The organism is Streptomyces yatensis, from assembly GCF_018069625.1.
Classification (GTDB): domain Bacteria; phylum Actinomycetota; class Actinomycetes; order Streptomycetales; family Streptomycetaceae; genus Streptomyces; species Streptomyces yatensis.
In genome coordinates, this window is the sequence record NZ_CP072941.1 from 6,842,745 (window position 1) to 6,865,194 (window position 22,450).

A 22,450-nucleotide genomic window follows, 5' to 3' on the forward strand; every position below is an offset into this window, starting at 1 on the left:
AGAGATGGCACACAAGAAGGGCGCATCGTCCACTCGGAACGGTCGCGACTCCAACGCCCAGCGGCTCGGCGTCAAGCGCTTCGGCGGCCAGACCGTCAACGCGGGCGAGATCCTGGTCCGCCAGCGCGGCACGCACTTCCACCCGGGCACGGGTGTCGGCCGCGGCGGCGATGACACGCTGTTCGCGCTGGCCGCCGGTGCGGTGCAGTTCGGCACCAGCCGGGGCCGCAAGGTCGTGAACATCGTCCCCGTCGCTGAGTAATCAGCCCGGGCGACATCGCACAGCCTTTCCGAGGGCGGACCGCTCTTCCCGTGACGGGAAGCGGGTCCGCCCTCGGCGCGTTACGAGCGTGAGGCACATCAGAACACCCCTGAATCCGCATTAACTGGAGGCACCCGTCATGACCACCTTCGTGGACCGCGTCGAACTGCACGTCGCCGCGGGTAACGGGGGCCACGGCTGCGCCTCCGTGCACCGGGAGAAGTTCAAGCCGCTCGGGGGGCCGGACGGGGGCAACGGCGGCCGGGGCGGCGATGTGATCCTGGTCGTGGACCAGTCCGTCACCACGCTCCTCGACTACCACCACAGCCCCCACCGCAAGGCCACCAACGGCAAGCCCGGCGAGGGCGGGAACCGCTCCGGCAAGGACGGCACCGACCTGATCCTGCCGGTCCCGGACGGCACCGTCGTCCTCGACAAGCAGGGCAATGTGCTGGCCGATCTGATCGGGCAGGGCACCACCTACATCGCCGCCCAGGGCGGCCGCGGCGGCCTCGGCAACGCGGCGCTGGCCTCGGCCCGCCGTAAGGCCCCCGGCTTCGCGCTGCTGGGTGAGCCGGGTCACTCCGGGGATGTCGTCCTCGAGCTCAAGACCGTCGCGGACGTGGCCCTCGTCGGCTACCCGAGCGCCGGCAAGTCATCGCTGATCTCGGTGCTCTCGGCCGCCAAGCCGAAGATCGCCGACTATCCGTTCACCACGCTGGTGCCCAACCTCGGTGTGGTCACGGCCGGTTCGACCGTCTACACCATCGCGGACGTCCCCGGCCTGATCCCCGGCGCCAGCCAGGGCAAGGGGCTGGGCCTGGAGTTCCTGCGCCATGTCGAGCGCTGCTCGGTGCTGGTGCATGTGCTGGACACCGCGGCCCTGGAGTCCGAGCGCGATCCGCTGACCGACCTCGATGTCATCGAGGCGGAGCTGGCCCAGTACGGCGGTCTGGACGACCGGCCGCGGGTCGTCGTGCTCAACAAGGTCGACATCCCCGAGGGCCAGGACCTCGCCGACATCATCCGGCCCGATCTGGAGGCCCGCGGCTACCAGGTCCTCGAGGTCTCGGCGGTCGCCCACCTCGGCCTCAAGGAGCTGTCCTTCGCCCTGGCGCAGATCGTCGCGGAGGCGCGGGCCGCCAAGCCGCAGGAGGAGGCGACCCGGATCGTCATCCGGCCGAAGGCCGTGGACGACGCGGGCTTCAGGGTCGTCGCCGAGGAGGGCTTCTACCGCGTGCTGGGCGAGAAGCCCGAACGCTGGGTCCGCCAGACCGACTTCGCCAACGACGAGGCCGTCGGTTACCTCGCCGACCGCCTGGCCCGTCTCGGCGTCGAGGACGAGCTGGTGAAGGCGGGCGCCCACTCGGGCGACGAGGTCGTCATCGGCCCCGCGGACGACGCGGTCGTCTTCGACTGGGAGCCGAGCCTGGCGACCGGCGCGGAGATGCTGGGCCGCCGCGGCGAGGATCACCGCTTCGACGCCCCGCGTCCGGCCGCTCAGCGGCGGCGTGAGCGGGATGTGGAGCGGGACGAGGCGGAGCAGGAGTACGACGCGTTCAAGCCGTTCTGAGGGGGCGCGGGCCGTGCCGGGCGGGCTGCGCCGGGGCGCGTGCCGTGCGTAGCCGCCCCCCGGCCCCACGTGGGCTCTGAGCGGTCTGTGAGGGCGTCTCCGCGCCGCCCGGCAGGTGGCACGACGAAGGGCCCGGGAGGGATCTCCCGGGCCCTTCGTCGTCGCTCTCGGCGGTCGCGCTCAGCCGCGTACGGCCGGTCTCAGACCGTCGCGGTCTCCTCCGGCTCCGGCGAGCCGGGCTCCAGCTCCATCTCCTCCGCCGCGTCCCGGGCCTCACGCTGCGAGGGGATCTCGTCGGACAGCCGGGTGGCCATCCGGGCCCGGCGCTCGTCGGCCTTGTCGCACAGCGCCTGCGTGGCCTGGTTGAAGCGCACCAGCGACGGCGGGTCGGACGGGCCCAGCAGATGCACCTTCAGCTCGGAGCGGGCGGCCGCGAGGGTGTCCTTCTCGGGGTCGCGGACGGCTTCCAGCAGTGCGGCCATGCCCTCGGCCTCCGGGCTGAGGATCGTGGCGGCGCGCACCGTCGGGAAGCCCGCCCGGAACTCCTCCTCCGTCATCCCGCTGGTGTTCGCCACCGCGTACGGCTTCTCGCTCGTCAGGTAGTCCGAGACCACGCTGGAGACATCGCTGATCAGCACGTCGGCCTGGTTGAAGCAGGTGAAGATCGCCGGACGCGGACCGGTGACGGTCTGGTGCTCCCAGACCGGCAGCGAGGCCCAATAGGCGCTCTCCCAGGCGGTCGTGGCCGCGGCGACGGCCGCCGCGCGGTCGCCGTCCGGGGCCCCCTGGAGCTTCATGCGCTCGACCTCGTCCGCGCTGGGGCGGAAGGCGGTGCTGGTGAGCCGGTTGAGTGCATCGGCGCACCGGGCCAGCTCGGCGGCGGCCTCCGGGCCGGGGCGGTCGCCGGTGCGCTTGGTGTTGGCCTCGGCGATCATCGCCCTGATGCGGTCGTTGGCGCGGCCCGCGCGCGGGTCCACCGAGCCGGTCATCGGGTGCGGCTTGTACAGCAGGCGCACCTTGGGGTCGGTGAGCAGCTCGCGGACGATGTTCTCACCGGCCAGGATCACCGAGGTGTTGCCGGGGTTGCCGTCCCAGCCCTCCCAGGTCGGCGCGTACAGCACGGTGGTGAAGTGTTCCGTACCGGCTCCGCCGAGGGCGCCGGTGGGCACGCCCGCGTAGGGGCGGATGGGGGCCAGCTGCGGCCGTCCGACCTCCACGACGTCCTTGTCCTCGACGCCGATGTCGGCGAGCTGGTAGCGCTCGCGCGCCGCCGGGCCCGCGACCCACACCTCGTCGTACGCCTTGGCGTACGGGTTGCAGCTGGAGAGCTTGTCGCTCTCGCCGTGGTTGATGAAGGCGTGCTTGATCGAGGGGATGCGCAGCACCTGCGAGGTCTTGCCGGAGTTGGCCGGGTGCAGCAGCACCTTGAGCGTCGAGTGCTCCAGACGCATCAGATGGGCCACCTTGGGGAGGCAGATGACCGGCACGTCCGTGGCCTCGATCTTCTGCACCATGAACCGCTCACGGAGCACGATGATCGGCTTGCCGTCGAGCGCGGCGAGCGTGGAGAGCCACATGTTCGCCTGGTACGCCGAGGAGTTGCCGCCGGAGAAGTACATGCCCACGGTCGGCTGGTAGTCGGCCAGCCACTTGTCGAGCCACCGCAGGGCGGCGGCCTCGTTGGCCACGCGCTTGCGCGGCAGCATCCAGGTGGCGAGGTGCGCCGTGCCACCGATGCCGATCAGCAGCGCGATCGCCAGACCGGCACCGCCCCAGACGGCGTCCTTGGTGCCGGCGGTTACCAGCAGACCGGCGGTGGCCGGCGCGGCGAGACGCAGCAGACGGCGCCCGTGCTGACGGGCGAACAGCCGCGGCGGGGCCTCGCTCAGGCGCAGCGCGGACGCGTCGATGTTGCGCGTGACGAACGGCAGCTGCCGGCTCCGGCGGACCAGGATGGCCGCCGCCTGGCAGGCGAAGTGCACCAGGTAGAAGAGCAGCAGTCCCACGGTCAGGGGTGCCTGCTCGTGCAGGGGATTGATGCCCTCGATGCGCAGCAGCCCGACCATGATGAGCATGTCGCGGAACAGCTGGCGCACCGTGACGTCAAGGCGGATCTTGCCCAGCAGTGCCAGCAGGCCGGGCTGCTTGTGCTGAAGGAAGAGATCGAGCGCGAGACCGCACGCCGAGGCGGCGATGAAAAGCGGTACGTTCGGAAGCACGGCGCCGACGAGCTGTGTGGCGAAGAACACGAGCATCGCGAGCAGCGCCGTCAGCTGTACGACCCGGCGTGGGGCGATTCCGGCAGAGGGCACGGGGTGGGCTCCTGGCAGGAGGGCGAGGGACTGATGGGGGGACCCCTGACCGTATGCCGCCGCCCCGCCCGGTGACAATCCGCGCCGGTGCCAACCGGTCGCAATCGGTGTCAATGGTCACCCGAGGGAGCCCGCGGGGCGCTCGCGCCGGTGCGTGAGGCGGTGTGCGCGGATGGTGTCCGGGGGCTGAAATGCCGAGGCGGGCCGGGCCTCGTCTGTCGTAGATTGCCCCCTTGTCATGATGAGTGTGTAGGGCATGCGTTTCTTCGGGACGTGTGGTGAGCCGGGGACGAGCAGGGGAGCGGCGTGGCGGAGCAGGACGGGTCGGCGGTACGGGACGAGGTGGCCGCCGCCCGGAGGATCGTGGTCAAGGTCGGTTCGTCCTCCCTCACCACCGCGGCGGGGGGCCTGGACGCGGACCGCGTGGACGCGCTGGTCGACGTGCTCGCCAAGGTGCTCGACGGCGACGGTAAGGGCGACGGCGGCAGGGACGGCGACGGTAAGGGCGGAGCGGGTGGCAAGGAGATAGTGCTGGTCTCCTCCGGTGCCATCGCCGCCGGCCTTGCGCCGCTCGGCCTGGACCGGCGCCCGCGCGACCTCGCCCGCCAGCAGGCGGCCGCGAGCGTCGGGCAGGGGCTCCTGGTGGCCCGCTACACCGCCTCCTTCGCGCGCTACGGGCGCCGGGTCGGCCAGGTGCTGCTCACCACGGACGACACCAGCCGCCGCGCCCACTACCGCAACGCCACCCGCACCCTGGACCAGCTGCTGGCCATGGGCGCGCTGCCGATCGTCAACGAGAACGACACGGTGGCCACGGACGAGATCCGGTTCGGTGACAACGACCGGCTCGCGGCCCTGGTCGCCCATCTCGTACGGGCGGATCTGCTGGTGCTGCTCTCCGATGTGGACGGCCTCTACGACGGGGACCCCAGGACCCCCGGCACCTCCCGGATCGACGAGGTCCGGGGGCCCGAGGACCTGGACGGTGTCTCCATCGGCAGCGCGGGCCGCTCCGGAGTGGGCACCGGTGGCATGGTCACCAAGGTCGAGGCGGCCCGGATCGCCACCGCGGCCGGGGTTCCGGTGGTGCTCACCTCCGCCAGCCGGGCGGGTGACGCCCTGCTCGGCCGCCATACGGGCACCTTCTTCCACCGCACCGGCCGCCGCTCCGCGAACCGGCTGCTGTGGCTCGCCCACGCCTCCGCGCCGCGTGGCGCCCTGACCCTGGACGACGGCGCGGTGCGGGCCGTCGTGGAGCGGCGCACCTCGCTGCTGCCGGCCGGGATCGCGGCCGTGGAGGGCGAATTCACCGCCGGTGACCCGGTCGAGCTGCGGGACACCCGGGGCCGCCCCGTGGCCCGTGGGCTGGTGAACTTCGACGCCAAGGAGATTCCCCAGCTGATCGGCCGCTCGACCCGGGACCTGGCCCGGGAACTCGGCCCGGCCTACGAGCGCGAGGTGGTCCACCGCGACGACCTCGTCGTCCTGGACTGAGCCGCCTCGTCGTCCTGGACCGAGCCGCTCCGGCGGCCCGAGCGCCCCGGCGGGGCACCTCCCGGCGGTGGCCGGCGGAGAACCGAGCCCGAGGAAAACACCCACCTCCGAAAAACCTCAAAAGCGCCCCGCGGGCGGGCGAGGGCTGGTCAACTTTGTTCAACGGGGTCGCGCGGGGCAGCGCGCCGGCTGTGGGAGACGCGGCGGAGACCGAGCGGAACGCCGCCGCCATGGCACCGTCACGAGTGCTCCGCCCGCGCGTGAGCGGAGCAGCGAGTTACAGGAGGCCGCCGGTGAGACGAGGGCGCCCGGGGGCGTCGCCCAGAGGGGCGGCGGAGCGCACCCTGACCAGTGTCGGAGCGGGCGACGCCGCGACCGGCGACGCCATGGCGCACGCCGCCGAGCGCGGCGAGGCGTCCCGGCTGTGGTACATCACCCTCAGCGTCTCGGGGAGCGAGGCGCCGCTGCGGGAGGTCCGCAGGGCTCTGGAGCAGCTGGCCCATGACCATCCGTTCCTGCTGACCAGCCGCTATGCGGTCGATCACGCCGAGATCCGCTACTGGGAAGAGGCCCGTGATCTGCACGACGCCGCGGCGGTCGCGCTGCGGCTGTGGGGCGAGCACCGGGCCTCGGCCAAACTGCCGCCCTGGGAGATCGTGGGGCTCGAGGTCATCGACCGTGATACGTACCACCAGCGGGTCGCGGAGGGGTACGGACCGCCACCGGCCTCCCCGGTGGGCGTGCATCCGTTCTGAGGACGGATGTGCGGCGCCGGGATGTGAGAACGCCATCTCGAACTGCGGAATAGCGCGCGGCTTCCGCCCGTCGGCTCAGTACGCTTCGTGCATGACCAGCGCACCCACGTCGCCGCTCACCGACCCCTGGCCGAAGTCCCCGGTCCTCCAGGCCGCCTACCGGTCCCGGGCCGCTGCCGCCGATCTCGCGCCATTGCCGCGCGCCGTCAAGGACGACGCGCTGCTCGCGATGGCCGACGCGCTGGAGGTGCGCACCAAGGAGATCGTCGAGGCCAACGCGGCCGATGTGGAGCGGGCCCGCGAGGCCGGCACCAGCGACGCCATCGTGGACCGGCTGACCCTCACCCCCGAGCGGGTGCGGGCCATCGCCTCCGACGTCCGCGATGTGATCGCGCTGCCCGACCCGGTCGGCGAGGTGGTGCGCGGCTCCACGCTGCCCAACGGGATCGACCTGCGCCAGGTGCGCGTGCCGCTCGGCGTCGTCGGGATCATCTACGAGGCCCGGCCGAACGTGACGGTGGACGCCGCGGCGCTCTGCCTGAAGTCGGGCAACGCGGTGCTGCTGCGCGGCTCCTCGTCGGCGTCCCACTCCAACGCCGCGCTGGTGAAGGTCCTGCGCGACGCCGTGGGCGGGGCCGGCCTGCCCGCGGACGCGGTGCAGCTGGTGCCGGGCGAGAGCCGGGAGTCGGTGCGCGAGCTGATGCGCGCCCGCGGCCTGGTGGACGTGCTGATCCCGCGTGGCGGCGCGTCCCTCATCCGTACGGTCGTCGAGGAGTCCACGGTCCCGGTCATCGAGACCGGCACCGGCAACTGCCATGTGTACGTGGACGCCGACGCCGACCTCGACATGGCGGTCGAGATCCTGGTGAACTCCAAGGCCCAGCGGCCGAGCGTGTGCAACGCGGCGGAGACGCTGCTGGTGCACCAGGACATCGCCCCCCGCTTCCTGCCCCGGGCCCTGGAGGCGCTGGCCGAGGCCGGGGTCACGGTCCACGCGGACGAGCGCGTGATCGCGCTCGCGGAGGGCTCCAAGGCCACGGTGGTCCCGGCGGTGGTCGAGGACTGGGAGACCGAGTACCTCTCGTACGACATCGCGGCGGGCGTCGTGGACTCCCTGGACGCCGCGGTGAGCCACATCCGCCTGTGGTCCTCCGGGCACACCGAGGCCATCGTCACCTCCTCCCAGCAGGCCGCCCGCCGCTTCACCCAGCTGGTGGACTCCACCACGGTCGCCGTGAACGCCTCCACGCGGTTCACCGACGGCGGGCAGTTCGGCTTCGGCGCCGAGATCGGCATCTCCACCCAGAAGCTGCACGCCCGGGGACCCATGGCGCTGCCCGAGCTGACATCGACGAAGTACATCGTCACCGGCGACGGCCACACCCGCTGACTCACCCGTTCGGGGGGTATCCGATTCCCGGCGGCGCTGGGGTGGATCTTCCCCCGAATACCATTTCACCCTGCCCAAAATGACCCGTCCGGTCTACTCTGAATGGGTGCCGGACGACGTGGGGGGCAAGCCGTTCCCGGACGGCGACGAGCCCGACGAGCGCAGCCACGGCGAGACGAACGACGAGTTCGCCGCCGTGGTCTTCGACGAGGACTTCGTGCGGTCGGCCCCGATCCATGAGCCCACCGCCATCGAGCGGATGCTGGCCGCCGCCGAGGCCCGTGCCGAGGCCGAGGCGTCCCGGCGCCGCAGGGCCGGGGTGCCTCCCGAGGACGAGCTCTTCGAGGACGGCTACGGCCAGGAGGCCGAGTTCTACGGCGTGGACGACCCCGACGGGCGCTTCGGCCCCGGGCGGGACGCGGACGACGCCTACGGCCCCTATGGGCGGTACGGCAGCGCGGGGCGTCCTTACCGCGGTCATGCCCGCTGGCACCGCCCGGTGGCCTGGTTGCTGGCCATTCTGATGGGCATCGGCGTGGTCGCCCTGGCCTTCACGGCCGTCTACCGGGGCGCCTCGGGCAACCGCCAGGACCCCGCCCCACCGCCCGCCACCAGCGGCGTCGACGGCTCGCCCAGCGGTCAGCCGCGCCTGGAGCCGTCGGGGTCGGAGTCGCCCACCCCGGAGCCGTCCGGCTCCAAGGGCTTGCCCGCCTCCGCCGTACCGCCGTCGCGGTGAGGACCTCGCGCATCGCTGAGCGGCCTCGCTGAAGTCCGGTGCGGTTCGGATGCGCCCCGAGGGGGTGCGGGGGTGTGCCGATGTGCGGCTCCGCCGCGGCCGAGTCCATGTGCGGCTCCGCCGCGGCCGTGTCGATACGCGGCTCCGCCGCGTGGCCGGCCACGGCACGGCCGCGGATGAACGACCGCACCTCGCGGCCCTTCCCGCGGAGCGCTTAGCACGTCGTGGCCTATGGGGCGTTTCCTCCCCACTCGCCTCCCAAGTTGTGGAGTAGCACCGCGTTTACCGGCGCCCCTGGCGACCTACTCTTGAGATATGGCCGGGCGTGGAGACCCTCCCGAGGGGACACCCGAGGGCGTCCCGGGAGGTGGTGAGGACGAGTACCGTTCCGTCGTATTCGACGAGTCGTTTGTCCGCGCTGCCCGGCTCCAGGAATTCTCCGCCCAGGAGCGCATGGGCGAGCACGCGCGGGCGGTGCGCAGCCGGCACGCGTGGGCCAGGGCCGGGGCGTCGCGCCAGGCCGTCGCGCTCGTCCTGCTGATCGCCATCGCCTTCGCCGCGGCCGTCTACATGGGCGTGCGCCACCCGTACCAGACGCCGCAGCCGCAGACCGTGGAGCCGCTGCACAGCAGCGTGGTGCCGCTCGCACCGCGCGGTGAGGTGCCCGGAGGGCCGCCGGACCGGCTGTTCCGCAGCAGCCCGGCCGCCGAGTTCCGCACCGGCGCCGAAGGGGTCACGGTGCCCGGCGCCCGGCGCACCCAGAGCTTCTCCGAGAGCCAGGTGATGACGGCGCTCACCACCGCCAAGGAGTACCTGGTCAAGTCCGCCATCGACCCGGGTGTGCTCACCGGCGGCCCGGTGCAGGCCGTAAGGCTGCTGCTGGACCCGGCCCAGCAGACCCAGTTCGACCAGAGCTTCGCCCACCCGGTCGACGACGGACGGCATGCGGCCACCGGCTGGCTGGCCCGCTTCAACCCGGCCGAGGTGACGCTGGCCGACACCCCGGTGCGGGTCCGCGGCAGCCTTACGGTCGTCGAGCGCAGCCCCGCGACCCTGGAGGTCGCCGCCGACCACGTCTTCGTCTACGCGGTCCAGCAGGCCCACGAGCGCGCACCGGACCATGCCTCACTGTTCACGGTGCGCCGTGAGGCGCGGTTCCGCTTCGACCGGAACGATCTGCGCGACCACCATCTGGAGCTGGTGCAGAGCACCGTGCTGGCGGGCCCGCAGGCATGTGCCGCGAACGCCTCCGGCTATCTGCGGCCGATGCTCGCCGGCCAGAGCGCCAAGGGCGACGCCCCCACGGGCACCGACCCGTACACCACGGGCCGCACCGCGGTCTCGCTGTGCGGCGTCCTGGCCCCCGGGACCCAGCCCGCCCTCGACGGGCGGTCCTGAGGGCCTCGGGCGGTCCCTGAGGGCCCCCAGAGGCTGCCTGGTGACGCCACGGCCGGTCTCAGCGCCGCGGCGGGGTGTCCCCGGGCCCGTCGTCGTTCCCCGGCCGCCCGTTCCCCGGCCGCTCGTCCGGTCCGTCCCCCGGCCGCTGGTCCTGAGCCCCGTCAGTGCCGTCCTGGCGCTCGTCCCGGGGCGTGGTGCCCTCCTCGGGGGTCTCCCCGCCCTGCTTGCCCCCGCCGCCCGTGAACCGGTCGCGCAGCTTGCTGCCCAGGTCCCCGGCGCCGCCCGCCACGTCCCTGACGAAGGCGAACAGCGGATCCTTGCTGTTGCGCACCGACTCCGCGTAGTGGGTCGCGGACTCCCGGATCGAGTCGCTGACCGACGCGTCCCCGTCCTCGTCGCGACGCGGGTAGTGGCCGTCCATGAGCCGCTGGTAGTCGCGGGTCGCGGCCCACTTCTTGAGCTCGGCGGCGCGCACGGTGGTGAACGGATGGCTGCGCGGCAGCATGTTCATGATCTTGAGGACGGAGTCCCGCAGATCGCCGCTCGCCTCGTACTCCTCCGCCTGCTCCAGGAAGGCGTCCACGTTCATCTCATGGAGGTGGTGGCCGCCCGCGAGCTTCATCAGCCCGCGCATCGAGGCCCGCAGATCCTGCCCGACCAGCAGCCCCGCCCGGTCCGCCGACAGCTCCGACTTGCGGAACCACTCCCGCAGCGCCGTCACCAGCGCCAGCACCGCCACATTGCCGAGGGGGATCCAGGCGACCTTCATCGCGAGGCTGGTGAGGAACAGCAGTATCGTCCGGTAGACCGAGTGCCCCGAGAGGGCATGGCCCACCTCATGGCCGATGACCGCCCGCATCTCCTCCTCGTCGAGCAGCTCGACCAGACCGGTGGAGATCACGATGATCGGCGCGTCCATGCCGATGCACATCGCGGTCGGCTGCGGGTTCTGGGTGACGTACATGGCCGGGACCCGCTCCAGGTCCAGGATGTAGCAGGCGTCCCGCAGCATGTCGTGGAGATGGGCGAACTGCCGGTCGCTGACCCGCACCGAATCGGACAGGTAGAGCAGCCGCAGACTCCGCTCGGGCAGCAGGCCGCTCATCGCCTTGAAGACCGTGTCGAAACCGGTCAGCTTGCGCAGCGCGACCAGCGCGGAGCGGTCCGCCGGATGTTCGTACGCCCGTGAGGAGATCCCGGGGAATCGCCGCCGCTCCCGGCTGGGCACATGCTCCCGGGCGTCTCCCGTCCCGCTTCCGCCGCCGGTCTCATGAGTGTCGCTCATCTGGCCCCCTCGGTCGATTGCCCGCTCGACGGGACGCCCGGTCCGGGCCCCTCGTCCGGCGGCCCCCAGCCTAGGCCCTGAGGGTACGAGGGTTAGCGTGGAGACATGCCCGATATGACTGGCCTCACCGAAGCCCTCGCCGCCACCTCCCACAGCAACGACGGCCCGGGAGCGCTGCTGCGCATCGTCATCGTGGTCGGCGTGGTGGGCGCCGCCCTGCTCGCCTGGTTCCTGCTGCGCGGATACAAGCAGGACTGAGCGGATACCGGCGGGACGGACGGGAGCACGGAACAGCGGGACGGACAGCGGGACGGACGAGAGCACGGACAGCGGGACGGACAGCGGGACCGAAAACCGCCTCGCATACGATGTGGCCGACGTGTTGTGTCGCCTAGACCCGGATAGGTACTGCCTGCGATGACCGCTATCAGCACCGCACATGCTGCCCTGACCACGCTCGCGGCCGAGGGCGGTGAGCACACCGACACCCACCCGACGATCAGCCCCTTCATGACCGGCGGTGCGGCCCTGGTGATCCTCTTCCTGCTGCTGTGGATCACCACGCGCTTCAACCGGGACCGCTGAGCTGGGCGATTGCCCCTATGGGCCCCGGCTCCGGGCCGGGCCCAGTAGGGTCTGCACGCATGGAAGAGCAGAAAGGGTCCGGCAAGCGGCGACTCGGCGTGATGGGCGGGACATTCGACCCGATCCACCACGGTCACCTGGTCGCGGCGAGCGAGGTGGCCTCGCAGTTCCACCTCGATGAGGTGGTGTTCGTGCCCACCGGTCAGCCCTGGCAGAAGAGCCACAAGAAGGTCTCCCCGGCCGAGGACCGCTATCTGATGACGGTCATCGCGACCGCGTCGAATCCGCAGTTCTCGGTCAGCCGTATCGACATCGACCGCGGCGGGCCCACCTACACCACCGACACGCTCCGGGAACTACGGGCGCTCAACGGTGACGCGGATCTGTTCTTCATCACCGGGGCCGACGCACTCGCCCAGATCCTCACCTGGCGTGACGCCGAAGAGCTCTTCTCGCTGGCCCACTTCATCGGGGTGACCAGACCGGGGCACATACTGGCCGACCCGGGGCTTCCGGAGGGCGGGGTGTCGCTGGTGGAGGTTCCGGCGCTGGCGATCTCGTCATCGGACTGCCGGGCGCGGGTCGCTCATGGCGACCCCGTCTGGTACCTGGTGCCGGACGGCGTGGTGCGCTACATCGACAAGCGCGAGCTGTACCGGCACGACTGCTGAAGGGGTACCGGTGAACGACCGGCAGGATCCGTACGACCCGTACGCACAGGACCCGTATGGCCAGGAGCCGCAGATCTACGGCTATGACGCCTATGGGCGTCCCGTCTACCAGCCGCAGGCGGCACAGCAGCAGAGTTACGACCCGTACGCCCAGCAACAGCAGCAGCAACAGCAGCAACCGTACGGGGAGCAACAACAGCAGGACGGGTACGGCTACGACCCCTACGCCCAGCCGCAGCATCACCAGCCCCAGCAGCCTCAGCAGCAGCACACCCAGACGCAGGGTTACGACCCATACGCTCAGCAACAGCCACAGCAGTACCAACAGCAGCCGCAGCAGTACCACCAGCAACAGCAGCAACAGCAACAGCAGCCACAGCAGCAGGGCTACGGCTATGGCTATCCACAGGCCGCCGCCCCGGCCGCCGTCCCCCCGCAGCGCGAGGCGAACCCCTACGAGGAGCTGAGCCCGGAGCAGCTGCGCGGCGGACCCGAGGCGCCTTCGGCCGAGGAGCACCGGTCCGCGGGGCCCCGGCCCGCGCAGCCGAAGCGGCCCGGGGGACCCGGTGGCCCCGGGGATTCCGATCAGGAGGAGTACCACACCGAGCAGTTCTCCTTCGTCGAGGAGGAGGACGAGGAATCCGACGACGTCATCGACTGGCTGAAGTTCGCCGAGACCCGTTCCGAGCGCCGTGACGAGCGCCGCCGTAAGGGCCGCAACCGCGTCATCGCGCTCGTCGTGGTCCTGGTCATCGCCGCGGCGGGCGGTGTCGGCTACCTCTGGTACGCGGGCAAGCTCCCGGGGCTCTCCGACAGCGCCGAGGACCAGGCGGCCGCGGGCGGTCCGCAGAAGCGCGATGTGATCGTCGTCCATCTGCGCGAGACCAAGGGCGGCGGCACCTCCACGGCCCTGCTGGTGGACAACGAGACCACCAAGAAGGGCACCACGGTCCTGCTGCCGAACTCGCTGTCCGTCTCCACCGAGGACGGCGCCTCCACCACGCTCGGCAAGTCGGTGACCGACGAGGGCTCCGACTCCACCCGGGAGTCCCTGAGCACCCTGCTGGGCTCGAAGATCCAGGGCACCTGGCGGCTCGACACTCCGTATCTGGAGAACCTCGTGGAGCTGGTCGGCGGGATCACCCTCGACACCGACGCGACCGTCCCCAGCCCGCAGAAGGGCGAGGACCCCCTGGTCAAGCGGGGTAAGGACCAGATCCTGAGCGGTCAGGCGGCCGTGGCGTACGCCACCTACCGGGCGTCCGGCGAGGCACAGTCCAAACAGCTCGCGCGGTTCGGGCAGGTCATGCAGGCGGCGCTGAAGAAGGTCTCCAGCGATACGAAGGGCGCCACCAGCACCGTGGAGTCGCTGGCGCAGATCCCCGACCCGTCGCTGTCCGAGCAGCAGCTCGGCGCGTCGCTGGCGAGGCTGGCCGGACAGGCCAAGAGCGGGGCGTACGACACCGCCATGCTGCCGGTCCAGTCCGACGGGACGCTCAGCAGCCAGGCGACCGACCATGTGGTCAAGGACATCCTGGGCGGCACGGTCAAGAACACCGACAAGAACACGGCGCCCCGGGTCAGCGTGACCAACGCCGGAGGCCCCAAGGACGGGTCGGGTGCCGCACGGGTCGCGCTGGTCAATGGCGGCTTTACGGTCGTCACGGCCACCGAGGGCGGCGGTACGCCGCAGTCGGCCTCGCGGGTGACCTACGCGGACGCCGCACAGGCGGGCCAGGCCAAGGAGGTCGCCAAGACGCTCGGGCTGCCGGAGACGGCGGTGCGGAAGGGCAAGGGCGCGGCCAACGCGGACATCACGGTCGTCCTCGGCTCGGACTACGACGCCACGGGCTGAGCCGTGGCGCCCGGGCGCCCGGCCCCCCCGGGCGCCCCGGGCGTTCTCCTGGGCACCGCGGGCGTTACCCCGGAGTTCTCCCGGCGTTCTCCCCGGGCACGCCGGGCGGCCGAGGAACGGCCATCCGGCGTGACGGTGGGGCGTGAGATCCTGGGGGAAGCCAGACCTTCCAGGTACCACCGACCGAAAGCTTTGCCTGTGACCGCCACGGACCGCTCCCTCGAGCTCATCAACGCCGCCGCCCAGGCCGCCGCCGACAAGCTCGCGCACGACATCATCGCGTACGACGTCAGCGACGTGCTCTCCATCACCGACGCCTTCCTGCTGGCCTCGGCCCCCAACGACCGCCAGGTCAAGTCGATCGTCGACGAGATCGAGGAGCGGCTGAACAAGGACCTGGGCGCCAAGCCGGTGCGCCGCGAGGGCGACCGTGAGGCCCGCTGGGTGCTGCTGGACTACGTGGACATCGTGGTGCACGTCCAGCACAGCGAGGAGCGGGTGTTCTACGCCCTGGAGCGGCTCTGGAAGGACTGCCCGCAGCTGGAGCTCCCGGCCGACGCCGAGGCCACCCGCGGCAAGGGGCAGGAGTACGCGCAGGCGCAGGCCGCGGACGGCGGCGTGGGCGGTGAGCTGAGCTGAACGGCACGCACGGCGGCCGTGGCCGCCGCATCGTCCTGTGGCGCCACGGCCAGACCGCCTGGAACATAGAGCGGCGCTTCCAGGGCTCTCTGGACATCGAGCTCACCGACACCGGTGTCGCGCAGGCGCACCGGGCGGCCCGGCTGCTGGCCGCCCTGAAGCCGGACGCGATCATCGCCTCCGATCTGAAGCGGGTGGCGGCCACGGCCGCCGAGCTGTCCGCCGTCACGGGGCTGTCGATCACGCATGACGCGGGGCTGCGGGAGACCTACGCGGGCGCGTGGCAGGGGCTGACCCACGAGGAGATCATCGAGAGCTTCGGCGAGCAGTACGCGGCGTGGAAGCGCGGCGAGCCGGTCCGGCGCGGTGGCGGTGAGCTGGAGACCGAGGTCGCCGACCGGGCGGCGCCGGTGGTGCTGGAGGCCGCCGACAAGCTGCCGGACGGCGGCACGCTCGTGGTGGTCAGCCACGGCGGCACGATCCGCACCACCATCGGCCGGCTGCTCGGCCTGGAGCCCCGGACCTGGGAGGCGCTGGGCGGCCTGTCCAACTGCTGCTGGTCCGTTCTGGGCGAGGGCGCGCGGGGCTGGCGGCTGCTGGAGCACAACGCCGGATCGCTGCCCGAGCCGGTGCTCGGCGACGACGACTGAGCGGATTTCCTTTTCCGGCAGGTCACCGGCTATGCTCCTTCTCGTTCGAAGCGCTTCGGCGCCGAGAAGAGCGGGGCTATAGCTCAGTTGGTAGAGCGCCTGCATGGCATGCAGGAGGTCAGGAGTTCAATTCTCCTTAGCTCCACAGACCCACGATCCCGTCTCCCTCACAGGGAGGCGGGATCGCTGCTTTCCGCGCCGCTTCCGGCGGCTCGCTCCACCGCCGGGGCCGTGTCCACCGCCGGGGCTCGTTCCGCCGCCGGGACCGTCTCCTTGGCCGCGGCTTGTTCCGCTCGCATCACCGAGAGCGGCTTGGCGTGCACCGGGCAGCCGATCAGCGGGTCGTGGAGGGTGCGCACCCGCCGGACATGGTCGCGGCTCTCCTCGTCGCAGGGGGTGTAGACCACGACCCGGGTCTCCGGCGCCCCACTGACCAGCATCGAGGTCGAGGTCAGCCGGATCTCGCCGACGGAGGCATGCCACACCACCTTGATCCGGGAGCCCTGCGGCGCGACGTCCCCGCTCCGCCACAGCCGGGCGAAGTCGTCGCTGGCTTCCAGCAGCCGGGTGATGAAGCGCTCCCACGCGGGCTCGCCCACATGGCGTCCGTAGCCGCCGCGCAGCGTGGCCACCAGGAGCGGCAGCTCCTCATCGAGGTTCACATACGGGGCACAGCAGCGGTGGGCCACGAACAGCTGCCACAGTGCGTTCCGCTCGGGGGCGGGGGAGAGCAGCATGGCCGGGAAGAGGCCGTCGTAGGCGGCATTGGCGGTCAGGACGTCGTAGCGGGCGTTGTAGACCACCGCGGGGAGCGGGTCGAGCGCCTCGATGATGCCCCGCACCTCCGGGCCCACCGTCCGCGGCTCGCCCTCCCGGTTCGGCACATACGGCACCTCGGCCAGGTGGTAGAGGTGCTCGCGCTCGGCCCGGTCCAGCCGCAGGGTGCGCGCGATCGCGTCCAGCACCTGCACGCTCGCGTTGATCGGACGGCCCTGCTCCAGCCAGGTGTACCAGGTCACGCCGACGCCGGAGAGCTGGGCGACCTCCTCACGGCGCAGCCCCGGGGTGCGGCGCCGCAGACCGGGCGCCATGCCCACATCGGCGGGGGTGACCCGGGCGCGGCGGCTGCGCAGGAAGGCGGCCAGCTCGGGCCGTCTGCGCCGAGTGTTCGCGGTCATCGTCGCTCCCCACATCCCCCTGGCCGTCCGGCCGAACGGCCCCATGCTCCCGGGAGCGGCGGGCGGCTGCCAGGTGCTGCCACTACCAGCATCGGCGGGCTCTCGTTACCGGTATCGGCCCGGCCACAGGCTCGGTCCATGAGACACACCACCCCGACCACCCTTCCTCCGACGGGGGACCTCGGTGGATCCAGTAAAAGCGAGGCCACTGACAGCCGGGCCGCCGAGAGCCGGGCCGCGGACAACCGGGCCGCTGACAACCCGGCCACTGACAGCCGGGCCACCCGCGGCCCGGTTGTCCGCGGCCGGCGGCCGCCGCGCCCCGGCTGGCTGCTCGCGATCGTCCTCACCGGCCAGCTCATGGCCGTCCTCGACGTCTTCATCGTCAATATCGCCGCCCCGACCGTCCGCGCCGATCTGCACGCCTCCGGCGCCGGGCTGCAACTCGTCATCGCGGGCTACACCATCTCCTACGCCGTGCTGCTGATCACCGGCGCGCGGCTGGGCGCCCTGATCGGCCACCGGCGGATGTTCCTGACCGGGCTCGCGGTCTTCACCGGCGCCTCGCTCGCCTGTGGGCTGGCCGCCACCACCGGGCAGCTGGTCGCCTTCCGGTTCGTCCAGGGCGGGGGCGCCGCGCTGATGCTGCCGCAGGTGCTGAGCCTGATCCAGCGGACGTTCACGGGCGGTTCACGGGCGCGGGCGCTGGGCGCGTACGCCGCGGTGCTGGCCTCCGGCGCGGCCGGCGGGCAGATCGTGGGCGGGGCGCTGGTCGAGGCCGATCTCCTCGGCTTCGGCTGGCGCCCGGTCTTCCTGGTGAACGTGCCGATCGGGCTGTTGCTGCTCATCCTTGGGCCGCGGCTGCTGCACGAACCCGCCGATCCGCCGCGTCCCGCCGATCCGCCGCGTCCCGCCGATCCGCCGCTCCCGGCCGCTCCGCCACGCCCCCGCGCGGAAGGCCCGGCAGCCCGCCGGAGCGGCCCGTACCTGCCCGGCCTGGACCTGCCCGGTCTGGTGCTCCTCGCGGCGGCCGTGCTGCTGTTCACGGTGCCTCTGGTGCTCGGGCAGGAGCGGGGCTGGCCGCTGTGGGGCTGGATCACGCTGGGGCTGAGCGCGGTCCTCGTGGCGCTCTTCGCCGCGTACGAGACACGGCTGGCCCGGCGTGGCGGTACGCCGCTGATCTCCCCACGGGTGGTGCGGGCGCCGGGGATGCCGCTCGCGGTGATCCGTATCGCGCTGGGGATGGCGGCCAACGCGGGCTTCATGTTCGCCATGACCCTGCATGTGCAGGGCGGACTCGGCTACAGCCCGCTGCGGGCGGGGCTGACGTTCGTCCCCATGGCGGTCGCGTTCGGCGTCGTCGGCCTCAACTGGCAGCGGCTGCCCGCGCGCTGGCAGGCCGTGACGGTACCGGGCGGATTCCTGCTGGCGGCCGCCTCGTTCGCCGGGGCCGGTCTGGTGCTGCGCGGGGGAACGGACGGCGGCCCGTGGCTCCTCGTCGCCCTTACGGCCGCCGGCGCGGGACTCTCGTTCGCCTACAGCCCCCTGCTCACGCGGACGTTGACGACCGTAAGGCAGCAGGACGCGGCGGACGCCAGCGGGGTTCTGGTGACAGCGGCTCAACTCGGCCTGCTCACCGGCGTCGCGGTTTTCGGGGCCGTGTTCCTGGGCGCGACGGACGGTACGGTGCCCAGTGTGGGCGCCTCCGCGGACGCCCTGTGGGTGACCTGCGTCGCCTTGGCCGGGGGCGCGCTGTGCGGAGTACTGATGAGTCTGGTGAGACGAGTGGGGAATCTCCGCTGACCTGCGCGTCGTCCCGTGGCAGAATCGGACGGCCGGAGGGGGATGGGGCCGACACGTCCGATGGGGAGGGCAGGTGGGATGCGGACCAGCATCCTCGATGCGATCGAGGACCCGTCCCGCAGGGCACGAGCGGGCATTGTGTGCCCGTCCTGCGGCTCCGAGCATGTGGCCCAGGTCCTCGGTGACAACGGTGGTGTTTCCTACGTGTGTACGGCCTGTGGCCATAGCTGGAGCTGAGTGAGATGGGAGCCCACAGCCGGAAGTGCGACTGGTGCGGCACCGGCACACCGATCGTCCGCGACATGGAGCCGCTCAACTCCGACTACCAGTATTGGTGCGCGGAGTGCGCGCGGGCGCTGATCATCAGGGGCGATCCCATTGAGACCTACCGCGAGCTCGAAGGGGAGCCGATCTATGGTCGGCTCCTCGACGAGCACTGCACGCTGAAGCGTTTCTATTCGTTCGCGACGGCGTAACGGGGCTCTGCTCCGGCCTCCGGGTAATCGATTTGGCGGAAGGCCGGGGCGTCCGTGTAATGTAGGCGTCGCCGCCGGGGAAACCGGGCGGAGCAAGACCTGGGGCTATAGCTCAGTTGGTAGAGCGCCTGCATGGCATGCAGGAGGTCAGGAGTTCAATTCTCCTTAGCTCCACATCAAGGAGGCGGGTCGTCCGGTACGGACGGCCCGCTTTTCGTCGTGCGTGACGGGGGTCACCTCCGTGCGGGCCGTCAGTGCCCTGCGGTAACCTGGCTCCATGCGTGCCGTACGCCTTCTGCTTAGCGGGCCGCGCTGACCAGTACCGACCGACAACAGCCCCGGTCGGCATCAGCGCGGCGTCCCCTCCTGTGTGAGGGGTCTTTTTGTTTCGGAAGCGTGAGGGATCCGCTGCGTTGCCGCAGGCAGAGACGACCGATGGAGCTTTGAGGACCATGAGCGAGACCAATGCCGCGGCCGAGGTGGCCGCGCCGCACCGCTACACGGCCGCCTTGGCCGCCGACATCGAAGCCCGCTGGCAGGACTTCTGGGACGCGCACGGCACGTATGAGGCGCCCAACCCGGGCGGGGACCTGGCCGGCGACGCCCAGGCCGTCGCCCGGCCCAAGAAGTTCGTCATGGACATGTTCCCGTACCCCTCGGGCGCGGGGCTGCACGTGGGCCATCCGCTGGGCTACATCGCCACTGATGTGTTCGCCCGCTACCACCGCATGACGGGTCACAACGTCCTGCACACCCTGGGCTTCGACGCCTTCGGCCTGCCCGCCGAGCAGTACGCGGTGCAGACCGGCACCCACCCGCGGGTCAGCACCGAGGCCAACATCGAGAACATGCGGCGGCAGCTGCGCCGGCTGGGCCTGGGTCACGACCAGCGCCGCTCCTTCGCGACGATCGACCCGGACTACTACCGCTGGACCCAGTGGATCTTCCTGCAGATCTTCAACTCCTGGTACGACCCGGAGGCGCAGACCGCGCGCCCCATCGACACCCTGGTCCAGCAGTTCGCCTCGGGTGAGCGCCCGACCCCCGACGGCCGCCCCTGGGCCCAGCTGACCGAATCCGAGCGCGCCGACATCCTGGGCGAATACCGCCTGGCCTACGCCTCGGACGCGCCCGTCAACTGGTGCCCCGGCCTGGGCACCGTGCTGGCCAACGAGGAGGTCACCGCGGACGGCCGCTCCGAGCGCGGCAACTTCCCGGTCTTCAAGGCCAAGCTGCGCCAGTGGAACATGCGCATCACCGCCTACGCCGACCGGCTGCTGGACGACCTGGACGAGCTGGACTGGCCCGAGGCCATCAAGCTGCAGCAGCGCAACTGGATCGGCCGCAGCGAGGGCGCCCGGGTCGACTTCCCGGTGACCGACCACGCCGACGCCAAGATCACGATCTTCACCACCCGCCAGGACACCCTGTTCGGCGCCACCTATATGGTCCTGGCGCCCGAGCACGGCCTGGTGGACGAGATCGTGCCGGACGCCTGGCCCGAGGGCACCCGCGACGCCTGGACCGGCGGCCACGCCACCCCGGCCCAGGCCGTCGACGCCTACCGCAAGCAGGCCGCGGCCAAGTCCGACGTCGAGCGGCAGGCCGAGGTCAAGGAGAAGACCGGCGTCTTCACCGGTGCGTACGCCACCAACCCGGTGAGCGGCGAGCGGGTGCCCGTCTTCATCGCCGACTACGTCCTGATGGGCTACGGCACCGGCGCGATCATGGCCGTTCCGGCCCACGACAGCCGTGACTTCGCCTTCGCCCGCGCCTTCGAGCTGCCCATGCGCTGCGTCGTCGAGCCGTCCGACGATCGCGGCACGGACCCGTCCACCTGGGACGACGCCTTCGCCTCGTACGACGCGAAGATCGTCAACTCGACGGGGGAGTCCGTATCGCTGGACGGGCTGGGTGTCGTCGAGGCCAAGGCGCGCATCACCGAGTGGCTGGAGTCCCGCTCCATCGGCGAGGGCACCGTCAACTTCCGGCTGCGCGACTGGCTGTTCAGCCGGCAGCGCTACTGGGGCGAGCCGTTCCCGATCGTCTACGACGAGGAGGGCGTGGCCCACGCCCTGCCCGAGTCGATGCTGCCCCTGAAGCTGCCCGAGGTCGAGGACTACTCGCCGCGCACCTTCGACCCGGACGACTCGGACACCTCCCCGGAGACCCCGCTGTCCCGGAACGAGGACTGGGTCAACGTGGTGCTGGACCTGGGCGACGGGCGCGGGCCGCGGCCGTTCCGCCGTGAGACCAACACCATGCCCAACTGGGCCGGATCCTGCTGGTACGAGCTGCGCTACCTGGACCCGCACAACAGCGAGCGGCTGGTCGACCCCGAGGCCGAGCGCTACTGGATGGGCCCGCGCGAGGGCCGGCCGCACGGCGGTGTCGACCTGTACGTCGGCGGCGCCGAGCATGCGGTGCTGCATCTGCTGTACGCCCGGTTCTGGTCCAAGGTGCTGTTCGACCTGGGCCATGTCTCCTCGGTCGAGCCGTTCCACAAGCTGTACAACCAGGGCATGATCCAGGCGTATGTCTACCGGGACAGCCGCGGTATCGCCGTTCCGGCCGCCGAGGTCGAGGAGCGGGACGGGGCCTATTGGTACCAGGGCGAGCAGGTCAGCCGGCTGCTGGGCAAGATGGGCAAGTCCCTGAAGAACGCCGTCACGCCGGACGAGATCTGCGCCGAGTACGGGGCCGACACCCTGCGGCTGTACGAGATGGCCATGGGCCCGCTGGATGTCTCGCGGCCCTGGGACACCCGCGCCGTGGTCGGCCAGTACCGGCTGCTGCAGCGGCTGTGGCGCAATGTCGTCGACGAGGGCACCGGTGAGGTCACCGTCGTCGACACCGAGCCCGACGAGGCCACCCTGCGCGCCCTGCACAAGGCGATCGACGGCGTCCGGCAGGACATGGAGGGCCTGCGCTTCAACACCGCCATCGCCAAGATCACCGAGCTGAACAACCACGTCACCAAGGTGCGCGAGGTGCCCCGCTCGGTGGCCGAGGGGCTGGTGCTGCTGATCTCGCCGCTGGCCCCGCATGTCGCCGAGGAGCTGTGGCGCAGGCTGGGCCACTCCGCCTCCGTCGTCCACGAGCCCTTCCCGGTCGCCGACCCGGCGTATGTCGTGGACGAGACCGTCACCTGTGTGGTCCAGGTCAAGGGCAAGGTCAAGGCCCGGCTGGAGGTCGCGCCCTCGATCTCGGACGAGGAGCTGGAGGCGCTGGCGCTGGGTGACCCGGCGGTCGTGGCGGCGCTGAACGGGGCGGGTATCCGTAAGGTCATCGTGCGCGCGCCGAAGCTGGTCAACATCGTTCCGGCCTGATGCGGGGCGGGGCCGGGGCCGCGCTGTAAGGGGCCGTCCCCGCCGCGGAGTGCCACCTG

The 22,450-nt window shown here is 71.6% G+C and carries 19 protein-coding genes and 2 tRNA genes; 18 read left to right on the plus strand and 3 right to left on the minus strand.

Going from position 1 to position 22,450, the window contains the following annotated elements; translation table 11 throughout:
• Nucleotides 1-4: 4 nt before the first annotated feature.
• Together rpmA and obgE are read left to right on the plus strand one after the other, a co-directional pair.
• The gene (rpmA, locus tag J8403_RS28235) at nt 5-262 is read left to right on the plus strand and encodes a 50S ribosomal protein L27 (protein WP_014060683.1); all 258 of its coding nucleotides are present in this window, start codon (nt 5-7) and stop codon (nt 260-262) included.
• 139 nt (nt 263-401) lie between these two features.
• Nucleotides 402-1,835, plus strand: a complete 1,434-nt coding sequence (gene obgE / locus J8403_RS28240) for a GTPase ObgE (RefSeq protein WP_211125625.1) — start codon at nt 402-404, stop codon at nt 1,833-1,835.
• 200 nt (nt 1,836-2,035) lie between these two features.
• Here obgE and J8403_RS28245 read toward each other — a convergent pair whose 3' ends face one another.
• Nucleotides 2,036-4,147, minus strand: coding sequence for a hypothetical protein (locus J8403_RS28245; protein WP_211125626.1), 2,112 nt, complete (start codon nt 4,145-4,147; stop codon nt 2,036-2,038).
• Nucleotides 4,148-4,489: 342 nt separating this feature from the next.
• On the opposite strand from J8403_RS28245, the gene proB reads away from it, so the two are divergent.
• The 5 genes from proB (at nt 4,490) to J8403_RS28270 (ending at nt 9,920) form a co-directional block, all read left to right on the plus strand.
• Nucleotides 4,490-5,641, plus strand: a complete 1,152-nt coding sequence (proB, locus tag J8403_RS28250; protein ID WP_211128460.1) for a glutamate 5-kinase — start codon at nt 4,490-4,492, stop codon at nt 5,639-5,641.
• Between the two features lie 293 nt (nt 5,642-5,934).
• Nucleotides 5,935-6,396 (plus strand): hypothetical protein, encoded by a 462-nt coding sequence (locus J8403_RS28255; protein WP_078641402.1) that lies wholly within the window; start codon nt 5,935-5,937, stop codon nt 6,394-6,396.
• A gap of 91 nt (nt 6,397-6,487) precedes the next feature.
• Nucleotides 6,488-7,786 (plus strand): glutamate-5-semialdehyde dehydrogenase, encoded by a 1,299-nt coding sequence (locus J8403_RS28260; RefSeq protein ID WP_211125627.1) that lies wholly within the window; start codon nt 6,488-6,490, stop codon nt 7,784-7,786.
• A 106-nt stretch (nt 7,787-7,892) separates the two neighbouring features.
• Nucleotides 7,893-8,522: an SCO2584 family spore wall biosynthesis protein gene (locus J8403_RS28265; protein ID WP_246586020.1), complete on the plus strand. Its 630-nt coding sequence runs from the start codon at nt 7,893-7,895 to the stop codon at nt 8,520-8,522.
• 315 nt (nt 8,523-8,837) lie between these two features.
• Nucleotides 8,838-9,920: an SCO2583 family membrane protein gene (locus J8403_RS28270; protein WP_211125629.1), complete on the plus strand. Its 1,083-nt coding sequence runs from the start codon at nt 8,838-8,840 to the stop codon at nt 9,918-9,920.
• Nucleotides 9,921-9,978: 58 nt separating this feature from the next.
• Here J8403_RS28270 and J8403_RS28275 read toward each other — a convergent pair whose 3' ends face one another.
• On the minus strand, nt 9,979-11,205 hold the full coding sequence (locus tag J8403_RS28275) for a M48 family metallopeptidase (RefSeq protein WP_211125630.1): 1,227 nt from the start codon (nt 11,203-11,205) through the stop codon (nt 9,979-9,981).
• 105 nt (nt 11,206-11,310) lie between these two features.
• On the opposite strand from J8403_RS28275, the gene J8403_RS28280 reads away from it, so the two are divergent.
• From J8403_RS28280 to J8403_RS28310, 7 genes are all read left to right on the plus strand, one after another.
• Nucleotides 11,311-11,463 (plus strand): hypothetical protein, encoded by a 153-nt coding sequence (locus J8403_RS28280; protein WP_156107794.1) that lies wholly within the window; start codon nt 11,311-11,313, stop codon nt 11,461-11,463.
• Nucleotides 11,464-11,622: 159 nt separating this feature from the next.
• Entirely contained in the window at nt 11,623-11,790 is a 168-nt protein-coding gene (locus tag J8403_RS28285) for a hypothetical protein (RefSeq protein WP_086710183.1), read from the plus strand.
• 59 nt (nt 11,791-11,849) lie between these two features.
• Nucleotides 11,850-12,461 carry a nicotinate-nucleotide adenylyltransferase gene (nadD, locus tag J8403_RS28290; RefSeq protein ID WP_060944022.1) on the plus strand — a complete coding sequence of 204 codons (612 nt, stop codon included), beginning with the start codon at nt 11,850-11,852 and terminating at the stop codon, nt 12,459-12,461.
• Nucleotides 12,462-12,471: 10 nt separating this feature from the next.
• On the plus strand, nt 12,472-14,316 hold the full coding sequence (locus J8403_RS28295) for an LCP family protein (protein WP_211125631.1): 1,845 nt from the start codon (nt 12,472-12,474) through the stop codon (nt 14,314-14,316).
• A gap of 198 nt (nt 14,317-14,514) precedes the next feature.
• Nucleotides 14,515-14,955 (plus strand): ribosome silencing factor, encoded by a 441-nt coding sequence (rsfS, locus tag J8403_RS28300; protein WP_211125632.1) that lies wholly within the window; start codon nt 14,515-14,517, stop codon nt 14,953-14,955.
• Nucleotides 14,952-15,605 carry a histidine phosphatase family protein gene (locus J8403_RS28305; RefSeq protein ID WP_211128461.1) on the plus strand — a complete coding sequence of 218 codons (654 nt, stop codon included), beginning with the start codon at nt 14,952-14,954 and terminating at the stop codon, nt 15,603-15,605. Before rsfS ends, J8403_RS28305 begins: the two co-directional genes overlap by 4 nt.
• A 72-nt stretch (nt 15,606-15,677) precedes the next feature.
• Nucleotides 15,678-15,750 (plus strand) — tRNA-Ala (locus J8403_RS28310).
• A 22-nt stretch (nt 15,751-15,772) separates the two neighbouring features.
• On the opposite strand, the gene J8403_RS28315 is transcribed toward J8403_RS28310, so the two are convergent.
• Nucleotides 15,773-16,783: a helix-turn-helix transcriptional regulator gene (locus J8403_RS28315; RefSeq protein ID WP_211125633.1), complete on the minus strand. Its 1,011-nt coding sequence runs from the start codon at nt 16,781-16,783 to the stop codon at nt 15,773-15,775.
• 138 nt (nt 16,784-16,921) lie between these two features.
• On the opposite strand from J8403_RS28315, the gene J8403_RS28320 reads away from it, so the two are divergent.
• The 4 genes from J8403_RS28320 (at nt 16,922) to leuS (ending at nt 22,391) form a co-directional block, all read left to right on the plus strand.
• A complete protein-coding gene (locus J8403_RS28320; RefSeq protein WP_211125634.1) occupies nt 16,922-18,586 on the plus strand; it encodes an MFS transporter in 1,665 nt (554 codons plus the stop codon).
• A gap of 242 nt (nt 18,587-18,828) precedes the next feature.
• Nucleotides 18,829-19,062 carry a hypothetical protein gene (locus J8403_RS28325; protein ID WP_030835565.1) on the plus strand — a complete coding sequence of 78 codons (234 nt, stop codon included), beginning with the start codon at nt 18,829-18,831 and terminating at the stop codon, nt 19,060-19,062.
• A gap of 101 nt (nt 19,063-19,163) precedes the next feature.
• Nucleotides 19,164-19,236 (plus strand) — tRNA-Ala (locus J8403_RS28330).
• 278 nt (nt 19,237-19,514) lie between these two features.
• Nucleotides 19,515-22,391: a leucine--tRNA ligase gene (gene leuS / locus J8403_RS28335; RefSeq protein ID WP_211125635.1), complete on the plus strand. Its 2,877-nt coding sequence runs from the start codon at nt 19,515-19,517 to the stop codon at nt 22,389-22,391.
• Nucleotides 22,392-22,450 lie beyond the last annotated feature (59 nt).